This window comes from Pseudomonas sp. 05N434, assembly GCF_056396965.1.
The window spans coordinates 1-23,972 of sequence record NZ_JBFTMK010000008.1 but is presented as its reverse complement, the minus strand read 5'-3'; the positions used below and the strand labels follow the sequence as shown (position 1 = coordinate 23,972).

Annotated in this window: 18 protein-coding genes; 2 read left to right on the top strand and 16 right to left on the bottom strand. The window is 60.4% G+C overall.

All coding sequences use genetic code 11. The features are described from left to right. On the top strand, positions 1-1,741 hold a 1,741-nt coding region (locus AC1DLB_RS01105), incomplete at its 5' end, for an O-antigen ligase family protein (protein WP_477784499.1). A gap of 136 nt (positions 1,742-1,877) precedes the next feature. Here the strand turns inward: AC1DLB_RS01105 and AC1DLB_RS01100 are convergent. The 16 genes from AC1DLB_RS01100 to glnE all read right to left on the bottom strand — a co-directional run bounded on the left by AC1DLB_RS01100 (position 1,878) and on the right by glnE (position 20,939). Further along, positions 1,878-2,762, bottom strand: a complete 885-nt coding sequence (locus AC1DLB_RS01100; RefSeq protein WP_064615991.1) for a glycosyltransferase — start codon at positions 2,760-2,762, stop codon at positions 1,878-1,880. Next, complete coding sequence (locus AC1DLB_RS01095) at positions 2,759-3,913, bottom strand: glycosyltransferase family 4 protein (RefSeq protein ID WP_064615990.1); 1,155 nt, start codon at positions 3,911-3,913, stop codon at positions 2,759-2,761. Before AC1DLB_RS01095 ends, AC1DLB_RS01100 begins: the two co-directional genes overlap by 4 nt. Then, positions 3,910-4,794, bottom strand: a complete 885-nt coding sequence (locus tag AC1DLB_RS01090; RefSeq protein ID WP_477784498.1) for a DUF6625 family protein — start codon at positions 4,792-4,794, stop codon at positions 3,910-3,912. The genes AC1DLB_RS01095 and AC1DLB_RS01090 overlap by 4 nt, the downstream gene beginning before the upstream one ends. 52 nt (positions 4,795-4,846) lie before the next feature. Then, on the bottom strand, positions 4,847-6,280 hold the full coding sequence (locus AC1DLB_RS01085; RefSeq protein ID WP_086944095.1) for a PIG-L deacetylase family protein: 1,434 nt from the start codon (positions 6,278-6,280) through the stop codon (positions 4,847-4,849). Between the two features lie 8 nt (positions 6,281-6,288). Beyond that, entirely contained in the window at positions 6,289-7,185 is an 897-nt protein-coding gene (locus tag AC1DLB_RS01080; RefSeq protein WP_086944096.1) for an antimicrobial resistance protein Mig-14, read from the bottom strand. After that, on the bottom strand, positions 7,185-8,315 hold the full coding sequence (locus AC1DLB_RS01075) for a glycosyltransferase (protein ID WP_018928551.1): 1,131 nt from the start codon (positions 8,313-8,315) through the stop codon (positions 7,185-7,187). Before AC1DLB_RS01075 ends, AC1DLB_RS01080 begins: the two co-directional genes overlap by 1 nt. Beyond that, positions 8,299-10,056 carry a carbamoyltransferase family protein gene (locus AC1DLB_RS01070; RefSeq protein ID WP_018928552.1) on the bottom strand — a complete coding sequence of 586 codons (1,758 nt, stop codon included), beginning with the start codon at positions 10,054-10,056 and terminating at the stop codon, positions 8,299-8,301. Before AC1DLB_RS01070 ends, AC1DLB_RS01075 begins: the two co-directional genes overlap by 17 nt. Before the next feature lie 174 nt (positions 10,057-10,230). Further along, a complete protein-coding gene (locus tag AC1DLB_RS01065; protein ID WP_081626544.1) occupies positions 10,231-10,566 on the bottom strand; it encodes a YceK/YidQ family lipoprotein in 336 nt (111 codons plus the stop codon). 168 nt (positions 10,567-10,734) lie between these two features. Then, on the bottom strand, positions 10,735-12,186 hold the full coding sequence (locus AC1DLB_RS01060) for a lipopolysaccharide kinase InaA family protein (protein ID WP_477784497.1): 1,452 nt from the start codon (positions 12,184-12,186) through the stop codon (positions 10,735-10,737). After that, a complete protein-coding gene (locus tag AC1DLB_RS01055) occupies positions 12,186-12,938 on the bottom strand; it encodes a lipopolysaccharide kinase InaA family protein (RefSeq protein ID WP_064615984.1) in 753 nt (250 codons plus the stop codon). The genes AC1DLB_RS01060 and AC1DLB_RS01055 overlap by 1 nt, the downstream gene beginning before the upstream one ends. Continuing rightward, on the bottom strand, positions 12,935-13,669 hold the full coding sequence (locus AC1DLB_RS01050; RefSeq protein WP_477744212.1) for a lipopolysaccharide kinase InaA family protein: 735 nt from the start codon (positions 13,667-13,669) through the stop codon (positions 12,935-12,937). The genes AC1DLB_RS01055 and AC1DLB_RS01050 overlap by 4 nt, the downstream gene beginning before the upstream one ends. Further along, a complete protein-coding gene (rfaP, locus tag AC1DLB_RS01045) occupies positions 13,669-14,475 on the bottom strand; it encodes a lipopolysaccharide core heptose(I) kinase RfaP (protein ID WP_019582161.1) in 807 nt (268 codons plus the stop codon). Before rfaP ends, AC1DLB_RS01050 begins: the two co-directional genes overlap by 1 nt. Then, the gene (locus tag AC1DLB_RS01040) at positions 14,475-15,596 is read right to left on the bottom strand and encodes a glycosyltransferase family 4 protein (RefSeq protein ID WP_086944097.1); all 1,122 of its coding nucleotides are present in this window, start codon (positions 15,594-15,596) and stop codon (positions 14,475-14,477) included. Before AC1DLB_RS01040 ends, rfaP begins: the two co-directional genes overlap by 1 nt. Further along, on the bottom strand, positions 15,596-16,657 hold the full coding sequence (gene waaC, locus AC1DLB_RS01035; RefSeq protein WP_007939663.1) for a lipopolysaccharide heptosyltransferase I: 1,062 nt from the start codon (positions 16,655-16,657) through the stop codon (positions 15,596-15,598). The genes AC1DLB_RS01040 and waaC overlap by 1 nt, the downstream gene beginning before the upstream one ends. A gap of 1 nt (position 16,658) precedes the next feature. Further along, on the bottom strand, positions 16,659-17,693 hold the full coding sequence (waaF, locus tag AC1DLB_RS01030; RefSeq protein ID WP_018928560.1) for a lipopolysaccharide heptosyltransferase II: 1,035 nt from the start codon (positions 17,691-17,693) through the stop codon (positions 16,659-16,661). A gap of 306 nt (positions 17,694-17,999) precedes the next feature. After that, on the bottom strand, positions 18,000-20,939 hold the full coding sequence (glnE, locus tag AC1DLB_RS01025; RefSeq protein ID WP_018928561.1) for a bifunctional [glutamate--ammonia ligase]-adenylyl-L-tyrosine phosphorylase/[glutamate--ammonia-ligase] adenylyltransferase: 2,940 nt from the start codon (positions 20,937-20,939) through the stop codon (positions 18,000-18,002). Between the two features lie 383 nt (positions 20,940-21,322). Here glnE and aceE point away from each other — a divergent pair, with 383 nt between their 5' ends. Then, positions 21,323-23,968, top strand: a complete 2,646-nt coding sequence (aceE, locus tag AC1DLB_RS01020; RefSeq protein WP_018928562.1) for a pyruvate dehydrogenase (acetyl-transferring), homodimeric type — start codon at positions 21,323-21,325, stop codon at positions 23,966-23,968. Positions 23,969-23,972 lie beyond the last annotated feature (4 nt).

The window sequence follows — 23,972 nt, the reverse complement described above, 5'->3', positions numbered from 1 at the left end:
TCACAAGATGTTTTATGGCCTGTTCAGCATCCCATCGTTTATTGTCCTGTGCCTGCGCCCCCGCGAACTCAAAGAGTTGCTGCGCGAACCGATCTTCGTCGCGGTGCTGTTGTTCGCCGCCTGGGCCTTGCTCAGCCTGAGCTGGGGGCCGCCGATGGATCAAAGCGTCACCGGTCAGTTCAAACCCGCTTTGCACACCCTGCTGTTGTTCGCTGGCTGCTACCTGCTGGTGCGCTACCGAAGCGAGATCATCCAGCCCCTGCTGTTCAGTGCCGCAATGGTCGGGCTGATCGCGTCGGCCTACAACCTGTTCATGTTTACCCGCCACTACGAGCCGGGCATGCGCCTGATCGGGAGCGGCGCATTCGACAACCCACTGCTCAGCTCCCACGTATTCGGCTTTTTTTGTACCTACTGGCTGAGCGTGAGCATGACCTGCAAGCGTCGCCAGATGCTCTGGCTGAGCATCCCGGCGATGGCGATCATGTTCGCCACGGTGATCGCCACCGGCTCCAGAACCCCGCTGGTTGCTTTGACACTGGCTGCRTTATGGCTGAGTTTCATCAGCTGGAACCGTCGTTCTTTCATATTGCTGGGTACCCTGTTGATCGGTGGCGCAGCGGTTGCCGTACTGTTTTCGCAGATGATCGTCGAGCGCGGCGACTCCTATCGCTTTGAAATCTGGCAGCTGGCCCTGCAAAAAATTGCCGAGCACCCGTGGATCGGTCATGGCTACAACGCCACCCTGACTCTCGACCCCGGTATCGGCTACACCTTGCAGGAGCCTCATAGCTTCGCCTTGGGGGTGCTCTATTACGTTGGTATTTTCGGCTTGCTGCCGTGGCTGTTCTTCCAGGTCCGGTGCTTGCTGAATAGCTGGCGGTATCGCCTGCAGCCGTTGTTCATCATCGCCTCGACCTGGCTGGTATTCGGCATCGGCGCCGGCCTGACCGAAGGCGGCGGTATCATTTCCCGGCCCAAGGAGCACTGGTTTTTGCTGTGGATTCCGCTGGCGCTGATCGCCGCATTAAGCATCAACCAACGGGCCAGGCGCCTATTGGCAATGCCGATCAGGACCTTGACGCCGGCCGCCCTGCAACAGTTGACCGCCAGTGCCCAGGTGATCGAGGAAGACGGGCTAGGGCCAAAAGTCCTGCGCCTGGTCGATGGCAGCTTCCTCAAGTTGTTCCGCCGCCGTCGCTGGTACACCTCGGGTAGCTTCAACCCCTATTCCGAACGGTTCGCCGCCAACAGCGAGCAATTGCGCAACCTGGGTATCCCGACCCCGCAAATTCTGGACCTGTATCGACTCAAGGACGGTAGCAGTGCCGTACACTATTCGCCGCTGCCGGGCAGCACTTTGCGTCAGGTTCTTCAAGGCATCACCGCGCCCGCGGTGCGTCAGGCGCTGGTTGAGCGTTTCGGCAAGTTCATGGCGCAACTGCATGAACAAGGTGTCTATTTCCGATCACTGCACCTGGGCAATGTACTGGTACTGGATGACGGTGAGTTCGGCCTGATCGATCTGGCGGACATGCGCATCTATCCGTCATCGCTGAGCCTGTCCCTGCGCAAGCGCAATCTGCGCCATATGCAGCGTTACGCCGTGGATCGACGCTGGCTGTTCGAAGACCACTTTGGCGCGCTACTTCAGGGCTACGCCGTGATGGCGTCGAAATCTGCAGTGGATAACCTACACAGGCAAGTACTGACCGGGAGTCATCCCGCCCGGGCTCATTAATAGTCGAAACCAACCCGTTCATTGCGCTGGCGGCCTACCTGCTGGCCATCGTGACCGCCGCCCTGTTCCCGACACCTCAGGCATGCCGGTGAGGGCCGCTATACCGGCATCGATGGCTGCGCGTGTCAGGGTGGGCTCAGTCTTTTTCCAGCGGTGAGAAATACAGCCGCCCCAGGCCGCGCCAAGTCTTCTTGTTCCAGGCCTTGAACGGTATCTGCGCCAGCAGTTCGCGCGCCAGCTTGCGGTCGCGATTGGAGGTTTTCAGGAACATCGAGCTGAGGAATTTGTAGCGCACCTCGTCGTACAGCGGATGATCGCTGAACAGCGCGTAGGAGCGCAGGATGTTGTCGATCATGAAGCGGTTATTCTTGTAGGAGTTGGTGGCGTGCTTGCGATAGCGCGCCATCAGCACATTCAGGCCATCGATGAAGTAACCGGCGCGGGTCACCTTCAACTCGATCAGCAAGTCCTCCAGGCGAATGTTCGGATCGAAGCCGCCTACCTTGTCCAGCGCTTCACGGCGAATCATCAGGGTCGGCGCCGGCGGATAAGGCTTGCGCTCCAGGAACATGTCATCGAAGTCCAGACGACGGAACGGCACATCGCGACGCTGACGATTCTCCGGATAGAGATTGCCGTCGGCGTCGATCAGTTCGATGTTGCCGGCGCAGATCCCGACCTCGGGCTTGCCATCCATATACGCCACCTGGGTGGCGATGCGCTCCGGCAACATGATGTCATCGGACCCGAACGGCACGATCAAACTGCCCTTTGAGCGCGCAATGGCGCCGTTGAGGGTGTTGGTCAGCCCCTGGTTCTGCTGGACCCGGAAATCGAAATCGTGCTGCGCCTGCAAGGCATTGATGCGCTCGACGCTGTCATCGCTGGAGCCGTCATCGATGACCAGCAACTCGATATTCTTGTAGGTCTGGGTGAGGACGCTGAGGATGCTTTCCTCGATATAGCGACCGTGGTTGTACGACGCGATGATGACCGTGACGAGAGGTTGCACGTCGTTCATGGTTGCTCCCTGCGGGCTTGACTCAAGCCGGAGTCGATCAGGTTCAGGTACTCCTGGCGGAATACCTCGATGTCGTGTTGCTCCTGGAGATAGCGGTAGGCCTGTTCACCCTTGGCCTTGAGCTCGTCATCCGACAGCCCCAGGTAGTTCTCCAGCGCTGCGACCAGCGTCGGCACGTCCGCCGGGGTAATTGCCAGACCGCCCGCGCCCTGAATCAGCGGCAACATGGCCGGTACGTTCGAGGCGATTACCGGCAGGTGCCCGCTCATGCCCTCGAGCAATGCCAGCCCCAGGCCTTCAGCCAAGGACGGCATGGTCCAGATGTCGAACGCCCGAACATACTGCAAGGCGTTTTCCTTGAAACCCAGCAAATGCGCACGACCGGTCAACCCAAGGCGCTCGATCTCGGCGGCCAGGCGCGACTCTTCACGCCCCGCACCAATGATTGCCAGTTGGGTGTTCGGGTATTTGTCCTTGAGGGTGGCAAAGGCCTGCAGCAGGTAGGTGTGGCCCTTGACCGGCACCAGCCGGCCCAATGCACCGATCAAGCGCACCGACGGTTCGATGCCCAATAACTCGCGAGCACGCTCGCGGCTGTGCTGCAAACCTTCAGCCTGCTCGATGTCGATGGCGTTGGTGATCGCGTAGGTATTCTGGTCGGTAAAGCCGCAGTCGCAATCGAGCAGGTACTGTTTGACCGCTGGCGACACGCCGACAAAGCGCCAATGGCGATCGATCAGGCGTTGGGTCTGGCGGCGCCGGTAAAACCGGTCGTACTCGCCAAAACCGTGGGAGATGCCGATGCACAGCGGTACTTTCAACCAACGGTTGAGCGCCAGCATCATGTTTACCGGTTTGAAGCGATTGCAAATCACCACGTCGAATTTTTCTGCGCGGCAAAACTTGTACAACTGCCACATGGCGCGCAGGCGCATGCCCTTGAGGGACTTGTCGGAAAACTCGAAATACACCGAACGGTCGGCGCGACTTACGGCCTCGCCAGGCCCGGGCTTGCCCCGCAGGAACGCCGCGGTCACTTCATAGCGATCGCTCGGCAGGGCCTTGACGATCTGCTCCGCGAGGTCGGCAAAATCATGGGCTTTGACGTTGTAGTCCGGCTGCAACTGCAGAACCTTTGACCGTTGACTCATAACTCTCCCCGGTGAAAACCAGTCGCATCGATGACCCATGCCGGCTCGGCGGCGAGGCGCCTGATCTCGGCTGGATCGGGTGGGGGCAACCGTGACCATTCGTTGCGTTTCCAGCAGACGAAGTGGAAATACGGATACCGGCGGTCGCCATCGCGATCGTTACTCAAACAGCCATTGCGCCAATACCAGTGCTGCGGAAAATCATTCGTGCCGTCGTGCCACTTGATGCAACCGCCCGGCGTACTGAACGCCTCGATGAATTCGCTGCGGCGGCGCCACGAATTGAGCTTGCCCAACAGAGAGAACAGTGGCTCGGGAAAATTCTTGCGCCAGAGGAAGATCCGACTGAATGCGCCTTCATCCAGCGCGTGATGCGCCTGATCGGTAAAGCGTGTTTGCCAGTCCTTGATCYGCATGAACAACTCACGTTTGCGGGCAGTGTTGCGCATCAGACAGAGATGGCCTGCCACCCGCCGCTCGTGGGTAGAGAACAGGTCATAACTGGCCAACCGATCAGCGGTGAAATAACTTCGCAGGTCACCAAATACCAGATCAATATCGCCGAACGCCCAGAAATCATAGCCTTGCAGGCGGTCGACATGAATATGCCCCAAGGCAGGCTTGATGTCGCAGAGCTTATAAGGCGCGTCCGGCACAAAGTCGATATTCAGCCGCTGTGACACCAGCGCGCAGTACTCGCTGAAACTCATGGCTTCAACAGTCACGTTGGGCGGCAGGTTCTCAGGAGTACCGCAATCACTGAACAGCAACCAGTCGATATCGGCGTTGCGTCGGCAACTCTCGAGGAAAAACGGCATCCAGAACGGCCAATGACCGAAATACGGAATCAGGAACAGGATGCGCGGGCATGGATTGATCACAGAAATACTCACTGCTGCGTGGATACGGCGCCATGCTAGGCCGCGCGATACTTCATTTCTGCCTAACAGATGTTTCACCATGCTTCAGAACCCAGAACAACTCATGCTGCCTGACCGCCTTGCGAAAGAACTCGTTCTCGCCATAGACGGGTGGCACCCTACTGGCCAGAAGCCACTGTATCAACCGTCGTAAACGTCGCTTGAACGGCATGGGCGGTTGCAGGTCGTGCATCATGCCCAACGCCATTGCTTTATCACGCTGACGCGCCAAAGGCATTCGCAGACAGCAGGGCTGCATCGGCGTTGTCGAATCGAACGTCGGTGGCAGGGCGATGCCATGACCCGCATCCCCCATAGGCCAACGATCATTGTCATGCAGATGGTTGGCATAGCCAAGCACGGTGGTCGGCTGCCACTCCAGCCCGCTCAACGCTTCGAGAACCGCTGCCTGGGCACAGATGTGATCCGGGTGCGGGTCGAGGGACGGATGCGGCAATACGATCACTTGCGGACGCGCCCTCAGCAACAGTTCACGCAGATCGGCCAGTAAATTATTCCAGGTCGGCGCACCATCGACATCGCCCGGCAGGGCAAATGGATTCAACTGACGAAATAACCGGGTGTCTCCCAAATCCGCTTCGCGCGAACCCACCGGTGTGGCCGGCGCGGCCTGCATCGCCGCCAGTTGCAGGCAAAAATACCCCAACTGCACGCAATGGGCCTCAGGCACCCCGGCCCAGCGCGGTACGGCGATGCTATCCCAGGCCCGCAAACGGCCTTTGAGACGAGCCGCCTCGACCGTGTTCAGACCCATCTGTTGATAATGTTCGGCTTCAATTTCACCGGCGGTCAGGGTGACGATCCAGGCTTCGTCGGCCTGGCTGTACAAACCGTATGCGGCCAATTCAGCGTCGTCGGCATGGGGTGCAATCACCATCACTCGCTGACGGCGGTAGTCCGGTTGCTCGAACGCCCAGAGCACAGGCTCGCCGAGCAACCGACAGAAACGCCCGCGCAGACGCAACTCGCCTTGCGACAACACGTTTGCCTGACCACTGAGATTGAGGTAACGCAGGCCGTTTACACCGCGCTCGAAGGTTTGCCGGTCGGGGTTATCCCCCCCCAGCAACTCGACCACCGGATCGATAAAGCGCCCCAGCCAAGTACTTTTCACCCGCAGCGCCAGTATCAGCGTGGCGTCATCGACCAGCATGACGCCCTCATCCAGCCGTAACCGTTCACCGTCCAGATGAATCTTGGGTTGCGGGGTATACGGCGGGAAGCTGTATTGATAATCGTCTTGGGGGGAATAAAACAGATGGTCGGCAAACCATGCCTCGTGGGCGATCCAGCCCAGCACCGCAAGCACCAGCGGCAGCCACCAGGCCACCAGCACGCCGATCGCAATCAGCAGCATCAACGCAATCAACAGGCCGATGCGTTTGTTGCGCCGATGGCGCTTGAGCAGTTGCTGTTTGCGACTCATGGGTTGGCTCATACCGTGAAGACCGGCACAGAATTGCACCAACGGTCCTTGTACTCACGGTCGGTTCGACCAAAGGAAAACCGTAGGGGTTTATCCAACGCGCGTGCATGTTCCCAGGCGCTTTGGGTGTTGAGGAAGCTCAGCACGCTGCCCGGGCTGAATTCGCGGGTCTCGGGATCGACACCGCCGTTGACGTATTCGATGCTGATCCATTCCGGCGCCTCGACGCGGTACACCAGTTGAGTCGCAATCGGTGCGTCGTTGAGGAAAATCACCGAGCCGATCAGCAACTCGCGCAACAACTCGATCACCTCGCCCATGCGCTCGGCACCGGTGGCCGGAAAGCCCCAGCGACGCTGGAACAGGTCGCAATAGATCGCCGCCAGCTCACTGCTGGAAAACTCGGTAACCGGCCGCACCACGCCGCCCGCCTCTTCCAGCAGACGCAACTCGCGGCGCTGGTTGTAGCGAAACTTTTTCGACAATTCTTCAGGCGTGCGGGCCAGCGCCAGTTGTTCTGTCTGCAGCTTGATACCGGTAAAACGACCTTCGCTCAGCGCCGACAGGTAACGCCCCCGATGGCGCAGCGGTGCCTGGGCATCGGCGGCGGCCGGCAGGATCAGTTCGGCATTGCCGAGGTCGAACAGGCCTTTTTTACCCGTGCGCTTGAGCACGTCCTTGGACAGCGCCAGGTCGCGCCCCCAGGTCGGGATGGCGGCTTTCACTTCGCCGTCCTGCTCCCAAGCCAGGTAACGCACCGGGATGTCGGCCAACTGTGCCAGACGTTCGACCACCAGAGGATGAGTCGCGACGCTGCCGCCAAAACGCTGCCAGGTTTGTGCATAAGTCGAGGCGTCGACCTGCACCCAGCCACGCTCGCGCCAGCCTTGAAATCGGTTGAGCATCAGCCCCTCGGTGCCAGTTCGGTAACGTGCGGCAAATGCCAGAAAGCATCGCGCACCGCGCGATCGGAGAAGCGCTCACGCAAGCGGTCGAACATCAGCTCGGCGCACTGGCGGCGTTGCTGCTCGTCCATCGCGGCCAGATGTTGCAGCCCTTGAGCCAGGTGCCCGGCATCGCCCAGCGGAAATAGAATGCCCACACCTTCGACCACTTCCCTGGCGCCACCACACGCGGTGGCGAGCAACGGCACACCGGCGGCCATGGCCTCCAGCAATACCATGCCGAACGGTTCATGATCGGAACTCAAGGCAAACACATCGAAAGCACGGAAGTAGCGACGCGCCTCGGGCACCTGACCGAGGAACAGCACGCGATCGCCGATACCCAGTTCACGCGCCAGGGCCTTGAGGTCCTGCTCCAGCCGACCGCTGCCCAGAATCACCAGCTGACTGTTGGCCGGCAACCCCGGCAATGCCGTGGCAAAACCATGCAACAACGTAGTCTGATCCTTGTCCGGATGCAGGCGCCCGACGTTGCCGACAATCCAGGCATCCATCGACAGACCGAGGGTTTCCCGGGCCTCGCGAACCGACACCTGACTGGCCTGTAACGCCTGTACATCAATCCGGTTATAGAGCGTCTGAATCCGCGCCTGCGGCCATTTCGGCAAGCAACGGCGCATGTCGTCACGCACCGCATCGGAGACGCCGAGCAGGCTCAGGCGTTTGCGGAAAATATGCGCGAACAGTTTGCGGGTGCGGCGCTGGTAATCGCCAAACGCGTGATGCACGCCAATGACCGGCAACGAAGTGCCGAGCAGGGCGATGTAGATCGGTTTGAAACGGTGAGCGATGCAGAAACTGAAGTTGCGCGATGCGGCGATCTTGCGCAGATCGCCGATGGCGCCCAGCTTCAGGCCACGAATGGCCTTGGAGCTGTACTCCATGAACAGCACCTCGTCGGACGCACAGTTCGCGGCGACTTGGCTATCTGCAGCCCCGGTCAGGAACACCGTGGTCACGCGATAACCGGTCCCCGCGAACAGGCTGGCGTACTGCCGGGCGCAGTCCAGAAACGGCCCGTCATAGCCGTGACAGAACTGCAGCACATGGCGTTCAGCCGAGCGAGTCATAAGCGTCCGCGCCTTCTTTGACCACCAGAATGTCTTCCATGATCAGATACTGCAGGTCGGAACCGAAGAACATGTTCAAGGCGTCGGTCGGCGAGCAGATCATCGGCTCGCCACGACGGTTGAGCGAAGTATTCAGCGACACACCGTTGCCGGTCAGTACTTCCAGCGCCTTCATCATGTCGTAGTAGCGCGGGTTGTATTCGCGCTTGAGCACCTGGGCCCGGGACGTGCCGTCTTCATGGACGACTTCCGGCACGCGGGTTTTCCACTCTTCAGCCACTTCGAAGGTGAAAGTCATGAACGGTGCCGGGTGATCGATCTTGATCATTTGCGGCGCAACGGTGTCGAGCATCGACGGGCAGAAAGGCCTCCAGCGCTCGCGGAACTTGATCTGATGGTTGATACGGTCCGCCACGCCGGCCACGCTCGGACAGCCAATGATCGAACGACCGCCCAAGGCACGCGGACCGAACTCCATGCGACCCTGGAACCAGGCCACCGGGTTGCCATCGACCATGATTTTGGCGATCTGCTCCGGCATATTGTCGAGCTTGCGCCACTTTGGCTTGTCGGCGTGACGGGCGCAGGCCGCGATCACGTCTTCATTGCTGTAGGACGGGCCGAGGTAGACGTGTTCCATCTTCTCGACCGGTACACCACGGGCATGAGACACATAAGCCGCTGCACCCACCGCGGTACCGGCATCGCCGGACGCAGGCTGGACGAACAGTTCTTTGATGTCGTCGCGGGCAATGATCTTCTGGTTCAGCTTGACGTTCAACGCACAACCACCGGCGAAGGCCAGCTTGCCGGTTTCCTTGAGCACATCGCCCAGGTAATGGTCGATCATCTGCAACGCCAGTTTCTCGAACAGCGCTTGCATGCTCGCGGCGTAGTGAATGTAGGGCTCGTCGGCGATATCGCCCTCGCGCTTCGGCCCCAGCCACTCGATCAGCTTCGGCGAGAAGTAGAAACCCTTGCCCTTCTCTTTATAACGACGCAGGCCGATGACGTTGGCGTAGTCGGTGTTGATCACCAGTTCGCCGTTTTCGAACGAGGCCAGGCGCGAGAAATCGTATTTGCTGGCGTCGCCGTACGGCGCCATGCCCATGACCTTGAACTCACCGTCGAGCATCTCGAAGCCGAGGAACTCGGTGATCGCGCCGTACAGGCCGCCGAGGGAGTCCGGATCGAAGAATTCCTTGATCTTGTGGATCTTGCCGTTTTCGCCATAACCGAAGAAAGTCGTGGCGTATTCGCCCTTGCCGTCGATCCCCAGGATCGCGGTTTTCTCTTTGAAACCGGAGCAGTGGTAGGCGCTGGAGGCGTGAGCCAAGTGGTGCTCGACCGGCTCGATCTTGATCTTTTTCGGATCGAAACCCAATTGCTCGAGGCACCAGACAATCTTGTTGCGATAGCGCTTGTAGCGACGGTTACCCATCAGGATCGCGTCGAGGGCGCGGTCCGGGGCGTACCAGTAGCGCTTGGCGTAGTGCCAGCGAGCCTTGCCGAACAGACTGATCGGCGCGAATGGAATCGCCACCACGTCAACGTCGGACGGCTTGATGCCCGCCTGCTCGAGGCAGAATTTCGCCGATTCGTAAGGCATGCGGTTCTTTGCATGTTTATCGCGCACGAAACGCTCTTCTTCAGCCGCCGCGACCAGCTTGCCGTCGATGTACAAGGCTGCGGAAGGATCATGGCTAAGGGCGCCGGACAGGCCAAGAATCGTCAATGCCACAGGGGTCTAGCCTCTTTAGTCTGCATGCAGGCGCAACGCGCCTCAAAAATTAATGTGCCCTCGCAAGGGGCGAGAGACAGCTAAAGGGCGGGATTATAGCGTAAACGTGGCGGGAATGACCCTGCCCTTATCGGCGCCGTGAAGATGACGTCGAGCCCAAGCGTTCGCCTTTGCTCATCCGCGACCCGGCCGCCAGTAAATCCTGATGTTTCCGTCGGCAGCTTGCCGGTAAATCGTATAGGGCAAGAAAACCGTGTCGAATACACCCGAAAGGGTCAAGTCCAGCAATACGAACGGCACCAGAATACCCGTGGGATCGGGCGGCGCGTGCAGGAGACAAAAGTCGTGAGCCAGACCGCTGTAGATGCGAGGAATGGACTGACAGTAGGTCTTTTGCTTTCTGAGGCCACGAGCGGCGTCTTCGTCATCCTGCAGCACCGTGACAGCGGTCCCGCAGCCAGACAACGCCAGTGAAAAAGAGCTCAACATCACAGCCATTTTTATCGTCAAAATCTGCCCTCCGAGAACGTCAGGCAAACTAGCATCGTGGCTATTCAGGGCACAGTTCATGGGTTCTGCAGATCATGTAGGACGATTCACAAGAACTTGTCCGCCAGTTCTCGGGAGACTGATCTGGCGCCATCGCGGGCAAGCCCGCGATGGCGTCGAAGACCCGCGTCAAGCAGCGCTAGAGATATCTTTGGGCAGACGCTGATCAATCACTTGGTACAGCGCACTGCTCTCGGGCCAGTTGCGCATGAACCGCGCCCGATCCCGCGCATACGCGGGGGCAAAGCTGCTGAGCGAACCATGCTGACACATCGAATCCAGGTCGATCAGCGCCCAGCGATCCTGTTGCCAGAACAGGTTATGGCCCTTGAAATCGCCATGGCTGATCCGCTCGCCAATCAGCTCGGCAAACAGGTAATCCAGAGCCTGCAGCTCAGCCTCTGGCGCATCCCCGCTCTCAACGTACGGCGCGAAGCGCTCGATGATGTCCGGCCCCGGCAAATACTCGGTCACCAGGTAYGCCCGGCTGCGCAGCCAGAGAAAACGCTTCTCCAGCAACGCCAATGGTTTTGGCGTGGCAATACCGAGGAACGCCAGGCGATTGCCTTCGCGCCATGAGTGCCAGGCGCGGCTCGGGCGCCAGAAACGCTTGAGCCAGTGGGTAAAGCCTTTGATGTTGTAACGCTTGACCACCAATGTGCGCCCGGCCACCTCGACCTTGCCGACGCTCGCCGCGCCGCCGGTCTTGTACAGATGCCCCTGATCGAGCAAGGCGTCGGCCTGTGCCAGCACCGGCAGCATCGCCGCCTCTTCCTCACGGCGAATCGCCCGCAAGCCGAACGCACCACGCTGGACGCTGAACAGCGTGCATTCGCGGCCGACCTTGATCAGAARGTCCTTCAAACGCCAGCGACGGACCTTGTCGATCTGTTTTTGCAACGCCTCCATCGGCAACGCGTGTTCGCCATTACTCAGCAGGTAATACACCAGCAACTCTTCGGTGAAGGGTTCCAGCACTTTGGGCAACTGGGCGAAGAACACCCCGAGGTTTTCCAGGACTTTTTGTTGCGACAGCGGCTTGCCCGCCGTCTCGACGCAGATCCCGGCGCCATCGATCAAATACAACTGACCGCCATGGCGCAGCAGGTTGTCCAGGTGCAGGTCTTCCTGCCACAGGCCTTTGCTGTGCAGTTGGCCGATGGCGCCCAACGCCTCAGCCAGCACCGCGGATTGTTCATCCGCCAATGCGGGCAAGTGTTCGACCTGCTTCCAGGCATCCCCCAGGCTCTCGGCACCCTCAAGGAAATCGAACAACAGCCAACCGCCCTCRCCGTCCTTGAGGCCATCGGCCAATAACAACGGCGTGGTCAGCCCCTGAGCGGCCAGCAAACGCACACCGTCCAGTTCGCGTTGAAAATGCCGCGCCGCTTTGCCACCGACCAACAACTTGGCCAGCACCGGCCGGCCGCGCCAGACGCCAGCCCCAACATAACGCTGTCCCGGCAACACCCGCAGCAGACTCAGCAACTGCAAATCGGCAGGCCCCGCGGCATCGGCCAGTGGAATACTCAGCGGCAGGCTCGGGCTGCGGCCGGCGTTTTTCAGCTCGGACAAACGCATCAACGCGTCTCCTTGTTACTGCGCCGCGCACTCAGGCGCGATACCCAACGGTCCACCCGCGAACTGTTCAGCGGCTGATCCAGATAAACCGCCAACAATTCGCGCAGCTGGCTGTCGCTCCATTCCGGCGCCCGACGCAGCAACGGCTCCAGATCCTTGATCCGATCACGCCGGCCGAAAAACAGCGGCCGGGTTTTTTCCAGGTCAATCAATTGCGCCTGATAGCCGTCGCCGGTGGCCTGAAGAAAAATGTGCTTGGGGTAGAAGCAACCGTGGACCTGGCGCCTGCCGTGCAGGCGTCGCGCCAGTTGCCCACAGGCCTTGAGAATGGCCGAGTGCTGTATCGCGCTCAGCTCCGACCAGCGCTGCAACAGCGAATCCAGATCATCCCAACCGTCCAGCGCGTGAGTCAGCAGAATCGCCCGAACTTCGCCGTCGACCTTGCGCTCACCAAAAAACGCCGCCTGCAGCGCCGGAATACCCAGCGCCCGATAACGACTGATGTTGCGAAATTCACGGGCAAAACTCGGCTCGCCAAAGGGCGAATGCCGGGAGCGCGTCAGGTAGTTGCTCTGGCGCTTGAGGTAGTAGCCATGACCGTCCAGATCCAGCCGAAACACACTGCTCCAGCCACCCCGACCGGTATTGGGCTCGTCCACCGCGTCGAGCTGTTTGGCCCAAAGCGCGTCGAAGGTGCCGAGACCATGACGCTCGAACAGCGCGCGGTCTTCAGCAGCCAGAAAATCAGTCATTCGCGCCCCTCAAAAAATCTCACCACGTGCCGAATGCGTTTCTTGTCCGCGGCATCGAGCCGGGCGCATTGGCGGTATTGCAGGTAAAAGCGCAGGCGCTGGGTCGCCGACAGGTGATACTTGGCGACCTTGTCGAGGCAGGCCAGGTCTTTGGTGATACGGTATTTGAGCCAGAAGCCGCGCCAGAAATCGCCGTTGGGGCAATCGATCAGGAACAGCCGGGCCTCATCGTCGACCAACAGGTTGCGCCACTTCAAATCATTATGAGTGAAACGGTTGTCGTGCATGGTCCGGGTGTAACCGGCCAATTGGCGACTGACGGTATCAACCCAGGCGCGGTCCGCCAGTTTCGGATCATGCCGATTAGCCAGGACCGACAAGTCTTCGGTATGCGGCAGTTCGCGGGTGATCATTGCCCCACGGGCGTACGTCACACCGTGCCGCTCCAACCCCCAGGCCACAACCTCTGCGGTGGGAATGCCCCACTTGGCGAAACGCTTGAGGTTCTGCCATTCGGCCTTGACCCGAGGTTTGCCCAGGTAGCGCCGCAGGCCTTTGCCGGCACTGACGTAGCGTTTGACGTAAAAGTTGACGCCTTTGCGCTGGACGCGAATAACTTCGGACAGCGGATCATGGGTCAGTTGCTCGCCCTCGAGGGCAAACACCGCATCAAGACTGCCGAAATCTTCTGCCAGATCGCTGTAAGCCGGCTCCAGTGTCCAACCCGACATCAGAGCGCATCCCCGTAGCGCTGTTTACGCTCGTAGAGCTTGTTGGCCTTGCCTTCGAGCCACGCCAGTAACCCGGCTTCTTCAACCAGTATCTGGCGCAGGGGCTGCTGGAAGTACCCCTTGAGGAAACGCAGTTTGTCGCGACGGGTCAGGCCGATCTCCAGCGCCGAAAAATACAGCGCCGCCAGGTCCTTGTTGCGCCAGCGCCGGGTAATCGTCGGGCGGGCCTGGGCGCGGTGCAGGTCGATCACCGACAACTTGAGGTCATCGCAGGTCACCGGCTTATCGGTGTGCAGCAGGAAGTGGCAGATGTAGCAGTCGCGATGGTTGACCCCGGCGCGGTGCATCATGCCGGTCATGCGCGCGACTTCGGCGATCAGCGCGCGCTTGAGCTTTGGCTCCGGCGGGTGCTTGACCCAGTCGATGCTGAAATCTTCAAGGCTGACGGTGGGCGCCAATTCTTCRGTGACGATGAACGAATGCTGATCCGCCGGGTTGCTGCCCTTTTCGCCATAAGCGACGGCAGTCATGGTCGGCACGCCGACTTCTTGCAGGCGCTCAATGGCCTTCCACTCCTGGCCCGCGCCCAGCACCGGCAGCTTGGCGGTCAGCAGGTTCTTGAAAATCTCACCCCAGCCGATACCCCGGTGGATCTTCACGAAGTACCCGTGGCCGTCCACTTCAGTTCGCAGTGTCCGGCGCGCTTCGAGCTCGCGGTACACCTCGCCCTTGAGGCCCTCGACTTCGGCGAACGGGTCGCGTCCGGCCCAGAGGCTCTTGAACGGTTCAGCCAGCATCAACTTCATTAAGCGTGCTCCGCCAGAATCACATCGGCCGCGTGCTGCGGCATGCTGTAGAGGTCGGCCGTCTCGGCGAAGGCCAGACCGTTGCGGCTCCAGGCCGCCCGTGCATCAGTGTCGTTCAACATGCCGGTCAGGTACTGAGTCAGTTGCGCCTGATCGAAGGGTTCGTCCAGCACCAGACCCGCGTCGGCCTCGGCGATGTAATGGGCATACCCACACACCGCGCTCACCAACACCGGCAAACCGGCTACCAGGGCTTCAAGCAATACCGTCCCGGTGTTTTCGTTGTACGCCGGGTGGATCAGCAGATCGGCACCGAGCAGGAAGCGCGGGATATCGCTGCGGCCCTTGAGGAATTGCACGTTGTCGCCGAGCCCCAATGTGGCGCTCTGCAATTGGAATACTTTGGGGTCGTCCTGGCCAATTACAAACAGCCGGGTGCGTTTTTTCAGCTCGGCGGGCAGCGCGGCCAGTGCCTTGAGGCTACGGTCCACGCCTTTGGTCTTGAACCCGGAACCGATCTGCACCAGCAGCAGCTCATCGTCCTTCAGGTTGAATTCGGCGCGGAACCCGGCGCGAATTTCATCCGCGTTCGCGGGGCGACGACGGTCTTGGGCAATGCCCGGTGGCAGCAAATGGAAGCGCGCCAGCGGTGTGTCGTAATGCTTGATGAACAGCGGCTGCTGGACTTCGGAAATCATCAGCACTTCGGTCTTGGCATCTTTGGCGAACACCGCGCGCTCGTACTCGGCGAAGTGCCGGTAGCGGCCCCAGCGACGGTACAGCGAGTTGCGCAGGTTTTGCGCCTTGTCTTCGAAGCAGCCGTCGGCGGCGTAGTAAACGTCCAGGCCCGGCATTTTATTGAAACCGATCAGGCGATCCACCGGGCGCTTGGCCAGGTCGGCCTCCATCCATTCGGTGAGTTTCTCGTTGCGCCGATGATTGAAGAACGCCTTGACCGGCGCCACCAACACTTCGAAGCCCGGCGGGATGTCGCCTTCCCAGATCAACGTGTAGACACGAATTTGATGGCCGCGCTGCTGGCATTCAAGGGCGATGCGCATGAAGTCACGCTGCAAGCCGCCAAAGGGAAAGTACTTGTACAGGACAAATGCCAATTGCATCAGCGCAGCTCCTCAGCCAGTAACAACGTGCTCAGTCGGCTCGCGACACGCTCGGGATTCAGACGCGTGAAGCACAGGGGCCACTCGCGTTTCAGGTCAAACCGACGGGCATCGTCGGCCGTCGGTTGATAGGTGCATTTCTTTTGCAGGCACGGTGCGCAAGGGAAGTCGCTGGCCATGTGAATCTGCGATTTGCCATAGGCGCCGGTCAGGCCCGGATTGGTCGGGCCGAACAGCGACAGGGTCGGCACGTCCAGCGCCGCAGCCAGGTGACCGAGGCCGGTGTCCACCGCCACGCACGCCTGCGCGCCGGCCAGGACTTTGCCGACACCCGCCAGGTTCAGCCTGGGTAGCACTTCGACGTGTTTCATGTCTTTGGCGATGCGCTCGGCGCGGGCTTTTTCGACCGGGTTGCCCCATGGCAGCTTCACCGCCACGCCGAGATAACCCACCCGCTCGGCCAGCTCGCGCCAATAGGCTTCGGGCCAGTGCTTGGTGTCCCAGGTGGTGCCGTGGAGAAACACCACGTACGGATTCTTGCGCGGCAATTCCACCAGCCGCTCGACGTTCAGGCCGTAATCACCCAGGCCTTTGGGCAGGTCGTAACCCAGGGCCACTGCGAACAGCTGACGCACTCGCTCAACCGCGTGCTGCCCACGGGCCACGGCCAGACGCCGGGAATAGAAGCGCGCGGCGATCGGTTCGCGGGCCGAATTCTTGTCCAGTCCGGCCACCGGCGCTTTGGCATAGCGCGTCAGCAACGCACTTTTCAGCAGGCCCTGGGCATCGATCACCAAGTCGTATTTCGTCGCGCGAACGCTTTGCTTGAAGCGCTTCCACTCGCCACTCTTGATGGTCTGCCAGATGTTCTTGCGCCAGCGACGGATCGCCACCGGAATCACCTTGCCCACGGCCGGGTGCCAGGTCGGAATCTCGGCGAAACCTTCTTCCACCACCCAGTCGAACTTGATGCCGGGGATCGCCCTCGCCGCATCGGTCAACGCTGGCAACGCGTGAATCACGTCGCCCAGCGAAGAAGTCTTGATCAACAGTACCCGCAAACTATTTGACCTCGACCACAGTGCCCAGCAACCGCTGCAAGGCTTCGTTCACCGCTTTGGGCATGAGCTGGCGCAAGCAGTTGTAATGACCGAAACGGCAGGTGCGATCGAAGCACGGACTGCATTCGATGCCCAGGCGCACGATCTCGACATGCTCGGCCAGCGGTGGCGTAAAGCCCGGCGACGTCGAGCCGTACACCGCCACCAACGGGCGGTTCAGCGCGGCAGCCACGTGCATCAGGCCGGAGTCGTTGGAGACCACCGCGTCGGCGCAGGACAGCAGATCGATGGCCTCGGCCAAGGAAGTGCCGCCACTGAGGTTTACCGACTCTTCACGCAGCCCCGGAATCAACCGCCCACGAATGTCTTCGCCCACCGCGTGATCGTTTTTCGAGCCGAACAGCCAGACTTGCCAGCCTTCACGAATCTTCGCCTCGGCGACCTTGGCATAGTGCTCGGACGGCCAGCGCTTGGACTCGCCAAATTCGGCGCCAGGGCACAGCGCCAACACTGGACGGTCAAGGGCCAGGCCGAACTTGGCCAGTGCGCCGTCGCGAGTCACCGGATCGATCTGCAAGCTCGGCCGTGGATAAGGTTTCGGCAGCTCGATGCCAGGCTCAAAGGCCAGGGCCATGAAGCGCTCGATCATCAACGGATAACGCTCTTTGTCGAGCGTGCGCACATCATTGAGCAGGCCGTAGCGGAACTCGCCACGCCAGCCGGTGCGTTTCGGGATGCCGGCAAAAAACGGCACCAGGGCCGATTTCAGCGAATTGGGCAGCAGGATGGCCTGGTCGTACTGACCGGCCAGGGATTTACCGATGCGCCGACGCGTCGCCAGTTCCAGCACGCCGTGGCCGAGCGGGAAGCTCAAGGCCTGGCGTACTTCGGGCATGCGCTCGAGGATCGGCCGGCTCCACTCGGGGGCCAGCACGTCGATTTCGCACTGCGGGTGGCGTTGTTTGAGACACTGAAAAAGTGTCTGCGCCATCACCATGTCACCGACCCAACTGGGCCCAACGATCAGAATTTTCATGTGGTTTCCAAAAACGAACCGGGGAGGCATACGCCTCCCCGCCTCGAGAATCCAGCACCTGCGGGGTGAGCCACCAGGTCATTTGGACGAGCCGGCTGGGGCTCGTCGAATAAATTTAATACACATCCATGTTAGTTAGCATAACCCTCTGTGGCGAGGGAGCTTGCTCCCGCTKGGCTGCGAAGCAGCACCAAAACTGCCACTGCGTTTTAATCTGGCGGACCGCACAATCTGATATGGGAGTGCTTCGCACTCCAGCGGGAGCAAGCTCCCTCGCCACAAAAGCCTGCCACACTCTTGTCAGCTTCAGCTTAACCCCAGCTCACGCCAGATCCGCATGACCTGCCGTCGCTCATCCACGAACTGATCGCCCGGTATTACCCCGGAGTCCTTCTGCAAGGCCTCCCGGTGAGCGGCGGAGCGGTAGGCTTTATAAGCCTCACGCAACAGGCTGGCGTCTTCGGCGGGTATCAACCCTTCCTCCTCCAACCCTTCCAGAATGCGGATATTGTCGGTATAGCGCAGCAATGACGGATGTGTTTCAGACCACGCCAGAGCCGCGTATTGCACCATAAATTCAATATCGACGATACCTCCAGCGTCCTGCTTGAGATCGAACGGCGCCGTGGCCTCGAAGGCATTTGCCGCCGTGCCTGCCGCAGTGCTCTTGCTGCCGAGGTTATCGCGCATCTTGGCGCGCATCTCGCTGACCTCCTGGCGCAAGGTCGACAGGTCCCGCGATTTGGCCAATACCGTCGCGCGAACCTTCTCGAACGCTTGGCCGACATCCTGACTACCCACCAGCACCCGCGCCCGCACCAGCGCCTGGTGCTCCCAGGTCCAGGCCTCGTTCTCCTGATACCGGGCAAACGCGCCTAATGAACTCACCAGCAAACCGGAAGCACCGGACGGCCGCAGGCGCATGTCCACTTCATATAGCTGACCGGAGTTGGTCTGAGCCGTCAGCAAGTGAATGATCCGCTGCCCGAGCCGGGTAAAGAACTGTGCGCCGTCGATGGGTTTCGGGCCGTCGGTTTCCGCTTGCGGATCCGCGTCATGGATGAACACCAGGTCCAGGTCCGAACTGTGCCCCAATTCCAGGCCGCCGACTTTCCCGTAACCGACAATGATGAATCCAGGGTCGCACACGCTGCCATCGGTGCGCAGCGGTGTACCGTACTTGGCCACCGTCTGGCGCCAGGCCAGGGCCAGCACTTGTTCGAGGATCGCTTCGGCAAGCCAGGTCAGGTAATCGCTGACTTTCATCAACGGCAGGCTACCGGCAATTTCCGAAGCTGCGACACGCAAGCGGTGCGCCAGTTTGAAATGCCGCAGGGCTTCCATTTGTTGTTCGAGGTCGTCTTCGGGAATCCGCGTCAGACGCTCGCGCAACTCGGCCGCCAGTTCCGGCGCCAGTGGCGGCTTGAACAGCCGGCCTTCGTTGAGCAATTCGTCGAGCAGCAACGGGAAGCGCGTGATCTGTTCGGCAATCCACGGGCTCGCCGCGCACAGTGTCAGCAGACGGCGCAGCGCACCGGGGTTTTCGGTCAGCAGCACCAGATAGGCGGAACGCCGCGCCACCGCTTCAACCAGTGGCAGCACGCGCTCCAGCACCAGATCGGGATTGGCGTGCTCCACGGCCTGAGCCAGCAAGCGCGGTATAAAAGCATCGAGGCGTTCCCGCCCCAGGCGCTGCATGGCACGCAATTGCGGACTGCTGCGCAGACTGGCCAATGCTTTCAGCGCCTTGGCGGCATCGGCGAAACCGCCCTCTTCGAGTTGGCGGCACGCGGCTTCTTCGTCCTGGGCTTCTTCCCACAGCGGCAGCCATTCCCCGCCGACCACCACTTCGCTCTCGGTGCCCTGCTCTTCATCGGGATCGGCAATCACCTGACCAAAGTGCCAGGCCACCCGGCCACGCCAGTACATCAGTTGTTCGTGGAATGCCGTCCAGTTGGCAAACCCGAGCATGAAGGCAATGCGCGCCTGATCCTGCGGGCCGTCCGGCAACATCTGGGTCTGGCGGTCGGCAATCGCCTGAATCGCGTGCTCGGTGTAACGCAGGAATTCGTAGCCTTGGCGCAGTTCGCTGACCACCGCCGGCGGCAGATAGCCCTGCCCCTCCAGGGTGCTCAGTACTTTTAATAGAGGACGCTGCTGCAGGCTCAGGTCGCGACCACCGTGAATCAGCTGGAAGGCCTGGGCGATAAACTCGACTTCACGGATGCCGCCGGAGCCAAGCTTGATGTTGTCGGCCATACCCTTGCGCCGGACTTCCTGCTGGATCAACTGCTTCATGGTGCGCAGCGCTTCGATGGCCGAGAAGTCCAGGTAACGCCGGTAAACGAACGGCCGCAGCATCTCGAGCAACTGGGCGCCAGCCACTTGATCACCTGCCACCACCCGCGCCTTGATCATCGCGTAGCGTTCCCAGTCACGGCCCTGATCCTGGTAATACTGCTCCAGCGCATTGAAGCTCAGCACCAGAGCGCCGGACGAACCATAAGGCCGCAGGCGCATGTCGACGCGGAACACAAAACCGTCGACAGTCATCGGGTCCAGCGCCTTGATCAGACGCTGGCCGAGGCGAATGAAAAACTCCTGGTTATCCAGCGAACGCTTCACGCCGACGGTTTCGCCGCCCTCGGGGTAGGCAAAGATCAGGTCGATGTCCGACGACAGGTTCAACTCCACCGCGCCGAGCTTGCCCATGCCGAGGATGACCATCTGCTGCGGCTCGCCGCTGCGCCGCCCGGTGGGCACACCGAACTGCTGGCAATGCCGCGAGTACAACCACTGATAGGCCTGATCGATGCTGGCATCGGCCATGTCCGAGAGGTCGCGACAGGTCTGCACCAGATCGGCCTGGCGAGTCAGGTCGCGCCAGATGATCCGCACCTGGTGACGATTACGCTGGCGGCGCAGGGCACGGCCTAGCTGGTCGTCGGTTTCGGCGGCGCTCACCGCCATGGCGATCTGTGCGCACAACTCGCCCGGTGCCAAGGCGCGGTCCAGTTCGCCGGACTGCACCAGTTCCAGCAACATCAAAGGGTCACGCAGACTCTGCTCAATCACAAAGTCGCTGGCAGCGGCGACGCGGGCAAATTGCGCCCAGCGCTCAGGCGTCCAGGCAGACAGGCCATGGTCATCGGGAAGAACCCCGACTGTCGTACGAAACGACTGCTCGGCGCGGGTGACTAACGGCAGGAGCCCATCGGGTAGTTCGGCAAGCGAAGGGAGGCTCATGGTCTATCCTTGATCGGCGTGTGAAGGGCTGCATGTAGTGATTCGTGAAAACACGCTACGCGACTGACTGTCGAACAAAGGTTAGAAATAGCTGAAATTTCTTTTTTTTTGGCAGCGATCATCAAGCTTCCACCTTTTTCGATTGGCAAAAGACCAACCTTAACGATTATTCTCACAACGCAGCCGGAGGCCACAAGCCAATCATCTGTAGTTTTACTACTCGTCTATACATTCGAAAGGCTGAAATGCCCGAAGATTTGTAGTAAAACTACACGCCGCCGGAACAACCTATCGGCAATCCAAGAATTTATATCGTCTGCCCACAAGGCCAGTCGCAAACTCAGGCAACCGATTCTGGAAGCCTTTCCGCCCTGGAGCAAGCCATGCAAGACCTCGATCCCGTCGAAACCCAGGAATGGCTGGACGCCCTGGAATCGGTTCTCGACAAAGAAGGCGAAGACCGTGCTCACTATCTGATGACCCGTATGGGCGAACTCGCAACCCGTAGCGGTTCGCAATTGCCTTACGCCATCACCACGCCATACCGCAACACCATTCCCGTTACCCACGAAGCACGCATGCCTGGCGACCTGTTCATGGAACGCCGCATTCGCTCGCTGGTACGCTGGAACGCGATGGCCATGGTGATGCGCACGAACCTGAAAGATTCTGACCTGGGCGGTCACATCTCCAGCTTCGCCTCCAGCGCAACCCTGTACGACATCGGCTTCAACTATTTCTTCCAGGCCCCGACCGACGAACACGGCGGCGACCTGATCTACTTCCAGGGCCACACCTCGCCAGGCGTTTACGCCCGTGCATTCATGGAAGGCCGCATCACCGAAGACCAGATGAACAACTTCCGCCAGGAAGTCGACGGTCAGGGCCTGTCGTCCTACCCACACCCATGGCTGATGCCTGACTTCTGGCAGTTCCCGACCGTATCCATGGGTCTGGGCCCGATCCAGGCGATCTACCAGGCACGCTTCATGAAGTACCTGGAACACCGTGGCTTCATCCAGCCAGGCAAACAGAAAGTCTGGTGCTTCCTGGGCGACGGCGAGTGCGACGAGCCGGAATCCCTGGGCGCGATCTCCCTGGCCGGCCGCGAAAAGCTGGACAACCTGATCTTCGTCATCAACTGCAACCTGCAGCGCCTCGACGGCCCGGTTCGCGGCAACGGCAAGATCATCCAGGAACTCGAAGGCGTGTTCCGCGGTGCTCAGTGGAACGTGACCAAAGTCATCTGGGGCCGCTTCTGGGACCCACTGCTGGCCAAGGACGTCGACGGCATCCTGCAACGCCGCATGGACGAAGTCATCGACGGCGAGTACCAGAACTACAAAGCCAAAGACGGCGCGTTCGTGCGTGAACACTTCTTCAACTCGCCAGAACTCAAGGCGATGGTTGCCGATCTGTCCGACGACGAGATCTGGAAGCTCAACCGTGGCGGCCACGACCCGTACAAGGTCTACGCGGCATACCACGAAGCGGTCAACCACAAGGAACAACCGACCGTCATCCTGGCCAAGACCATCAAGGGTTATGGCACCGGTGCCGGCGAAGCGAAAAACACTGCGCACAACACCAAGAAAGTCGATGTCGACAGCCTGAAGTTGTTCCGCGATCGTTTCGACATTCCGGTCAGGGACGAAGAGTTGGAGAACCTGCCATTCTTCAAACCGGAAGAAGGCAGCGCCGAAGCCCGTTACCTGGCCGAGCGCCGTACCGCACTGGGCGGTTTCGTGCCTCAGCGTCGCGCCAAGAGCTTCAACATCCCGACCCCTCCACTGGACACCCTCAAGGCGATCCTGGACGGCTCGGGCGACCGCGAAATCTCCACCACCATGGCCTTCGTGCGGATCCTCGCGCAACTGGTCAAGGACAAGGAAATCGGCCCGCGCATCGTACCGATCATCCCGGACGAAGCCCGTACCTTCGGTATGGAAGGCATGTTCCGTCAGTTGGGCATCTACTCCTCCGTCGGCCAGCTCTACGAGCCAGTCGATAAAGACCAGGTGATGTTCTACAAGGAAGACCAGAAGGGCCAGATCCTCGAGGAAGGCATCAACGAAGCGGGCGCCATGAGTTCCTTCATCGCTGCCGGTACTTCGTACTCCAGCCACAACCAGCCGATGCTGCCGTTCTACATCTTCTACTCGATGTTCGGCTTCCAGCGTATTGGCGACCTGGCCTGGGCCGCTGGCGACAGCCGTACCCGTGGCTTCCTGATTGGCGGCACCGCCGGCCGTACCACCCTGAACGGTGAAGGCTTGCAACACGAAGACGGTCACAGCCACCTGCTGGCCGCGACCATCCCGAACTGCCGCACCTACGATCCAACCTACGGCTACGAGCTGGCGGTGATCATTCAGGACGGCATGAAGAAGATGACCGAAGAGCAACAGGACGTCTTCTACTACATCACCGTAATGAACGAGTCCTACCAGCAGCCAGCCATGCCGGCCGGTGCCGAAGAAGGCATCAAGAAAGGCATGTACCTGCTCGAGGAAGACACCCGCGAAGCGGCGCACCACGTTCAGCTGATGGGCTCCGGCACCATCCTGCGTGAAGTCCGTGAAGCGGCGAAGATCCTGCGTGAAGAGTTCAACGTCGGCGCCGACGTATGGAGCGTTACCAGCTTCAACGAACTGCGTCGCGATGGCCTGGCCGTTGAACGCACTAACCGTCTGCACCCTGGCCAGAAGCCTAAGCTGAGCTACGTCGAAGAGTGCCTGAACGGCCGTAAAGGTCCGGTCATTGCCTCTACCGACTACATGAAGCTGTTCGCTGAACAAATTCGTCAGTGGGTCCCGTCCAAGGAATTCAAAGTCCTGGGCACCGATGGTTTCGGCCGCAGTGACAGCCGCAAGAAGCTGCGTCACTTCTTCGAAGTAGACCGTCATTTCGTGGTGTTGGCAGCCCTGGAAGCCTTGGCTGACCGTGGTGACATCGAACCTAAAGTGGTGGCTGAAGCCATCGCCAAGTTCGGCATCAACCCGGAAAAACGCAACCCACTGGACTGCTGAGGAG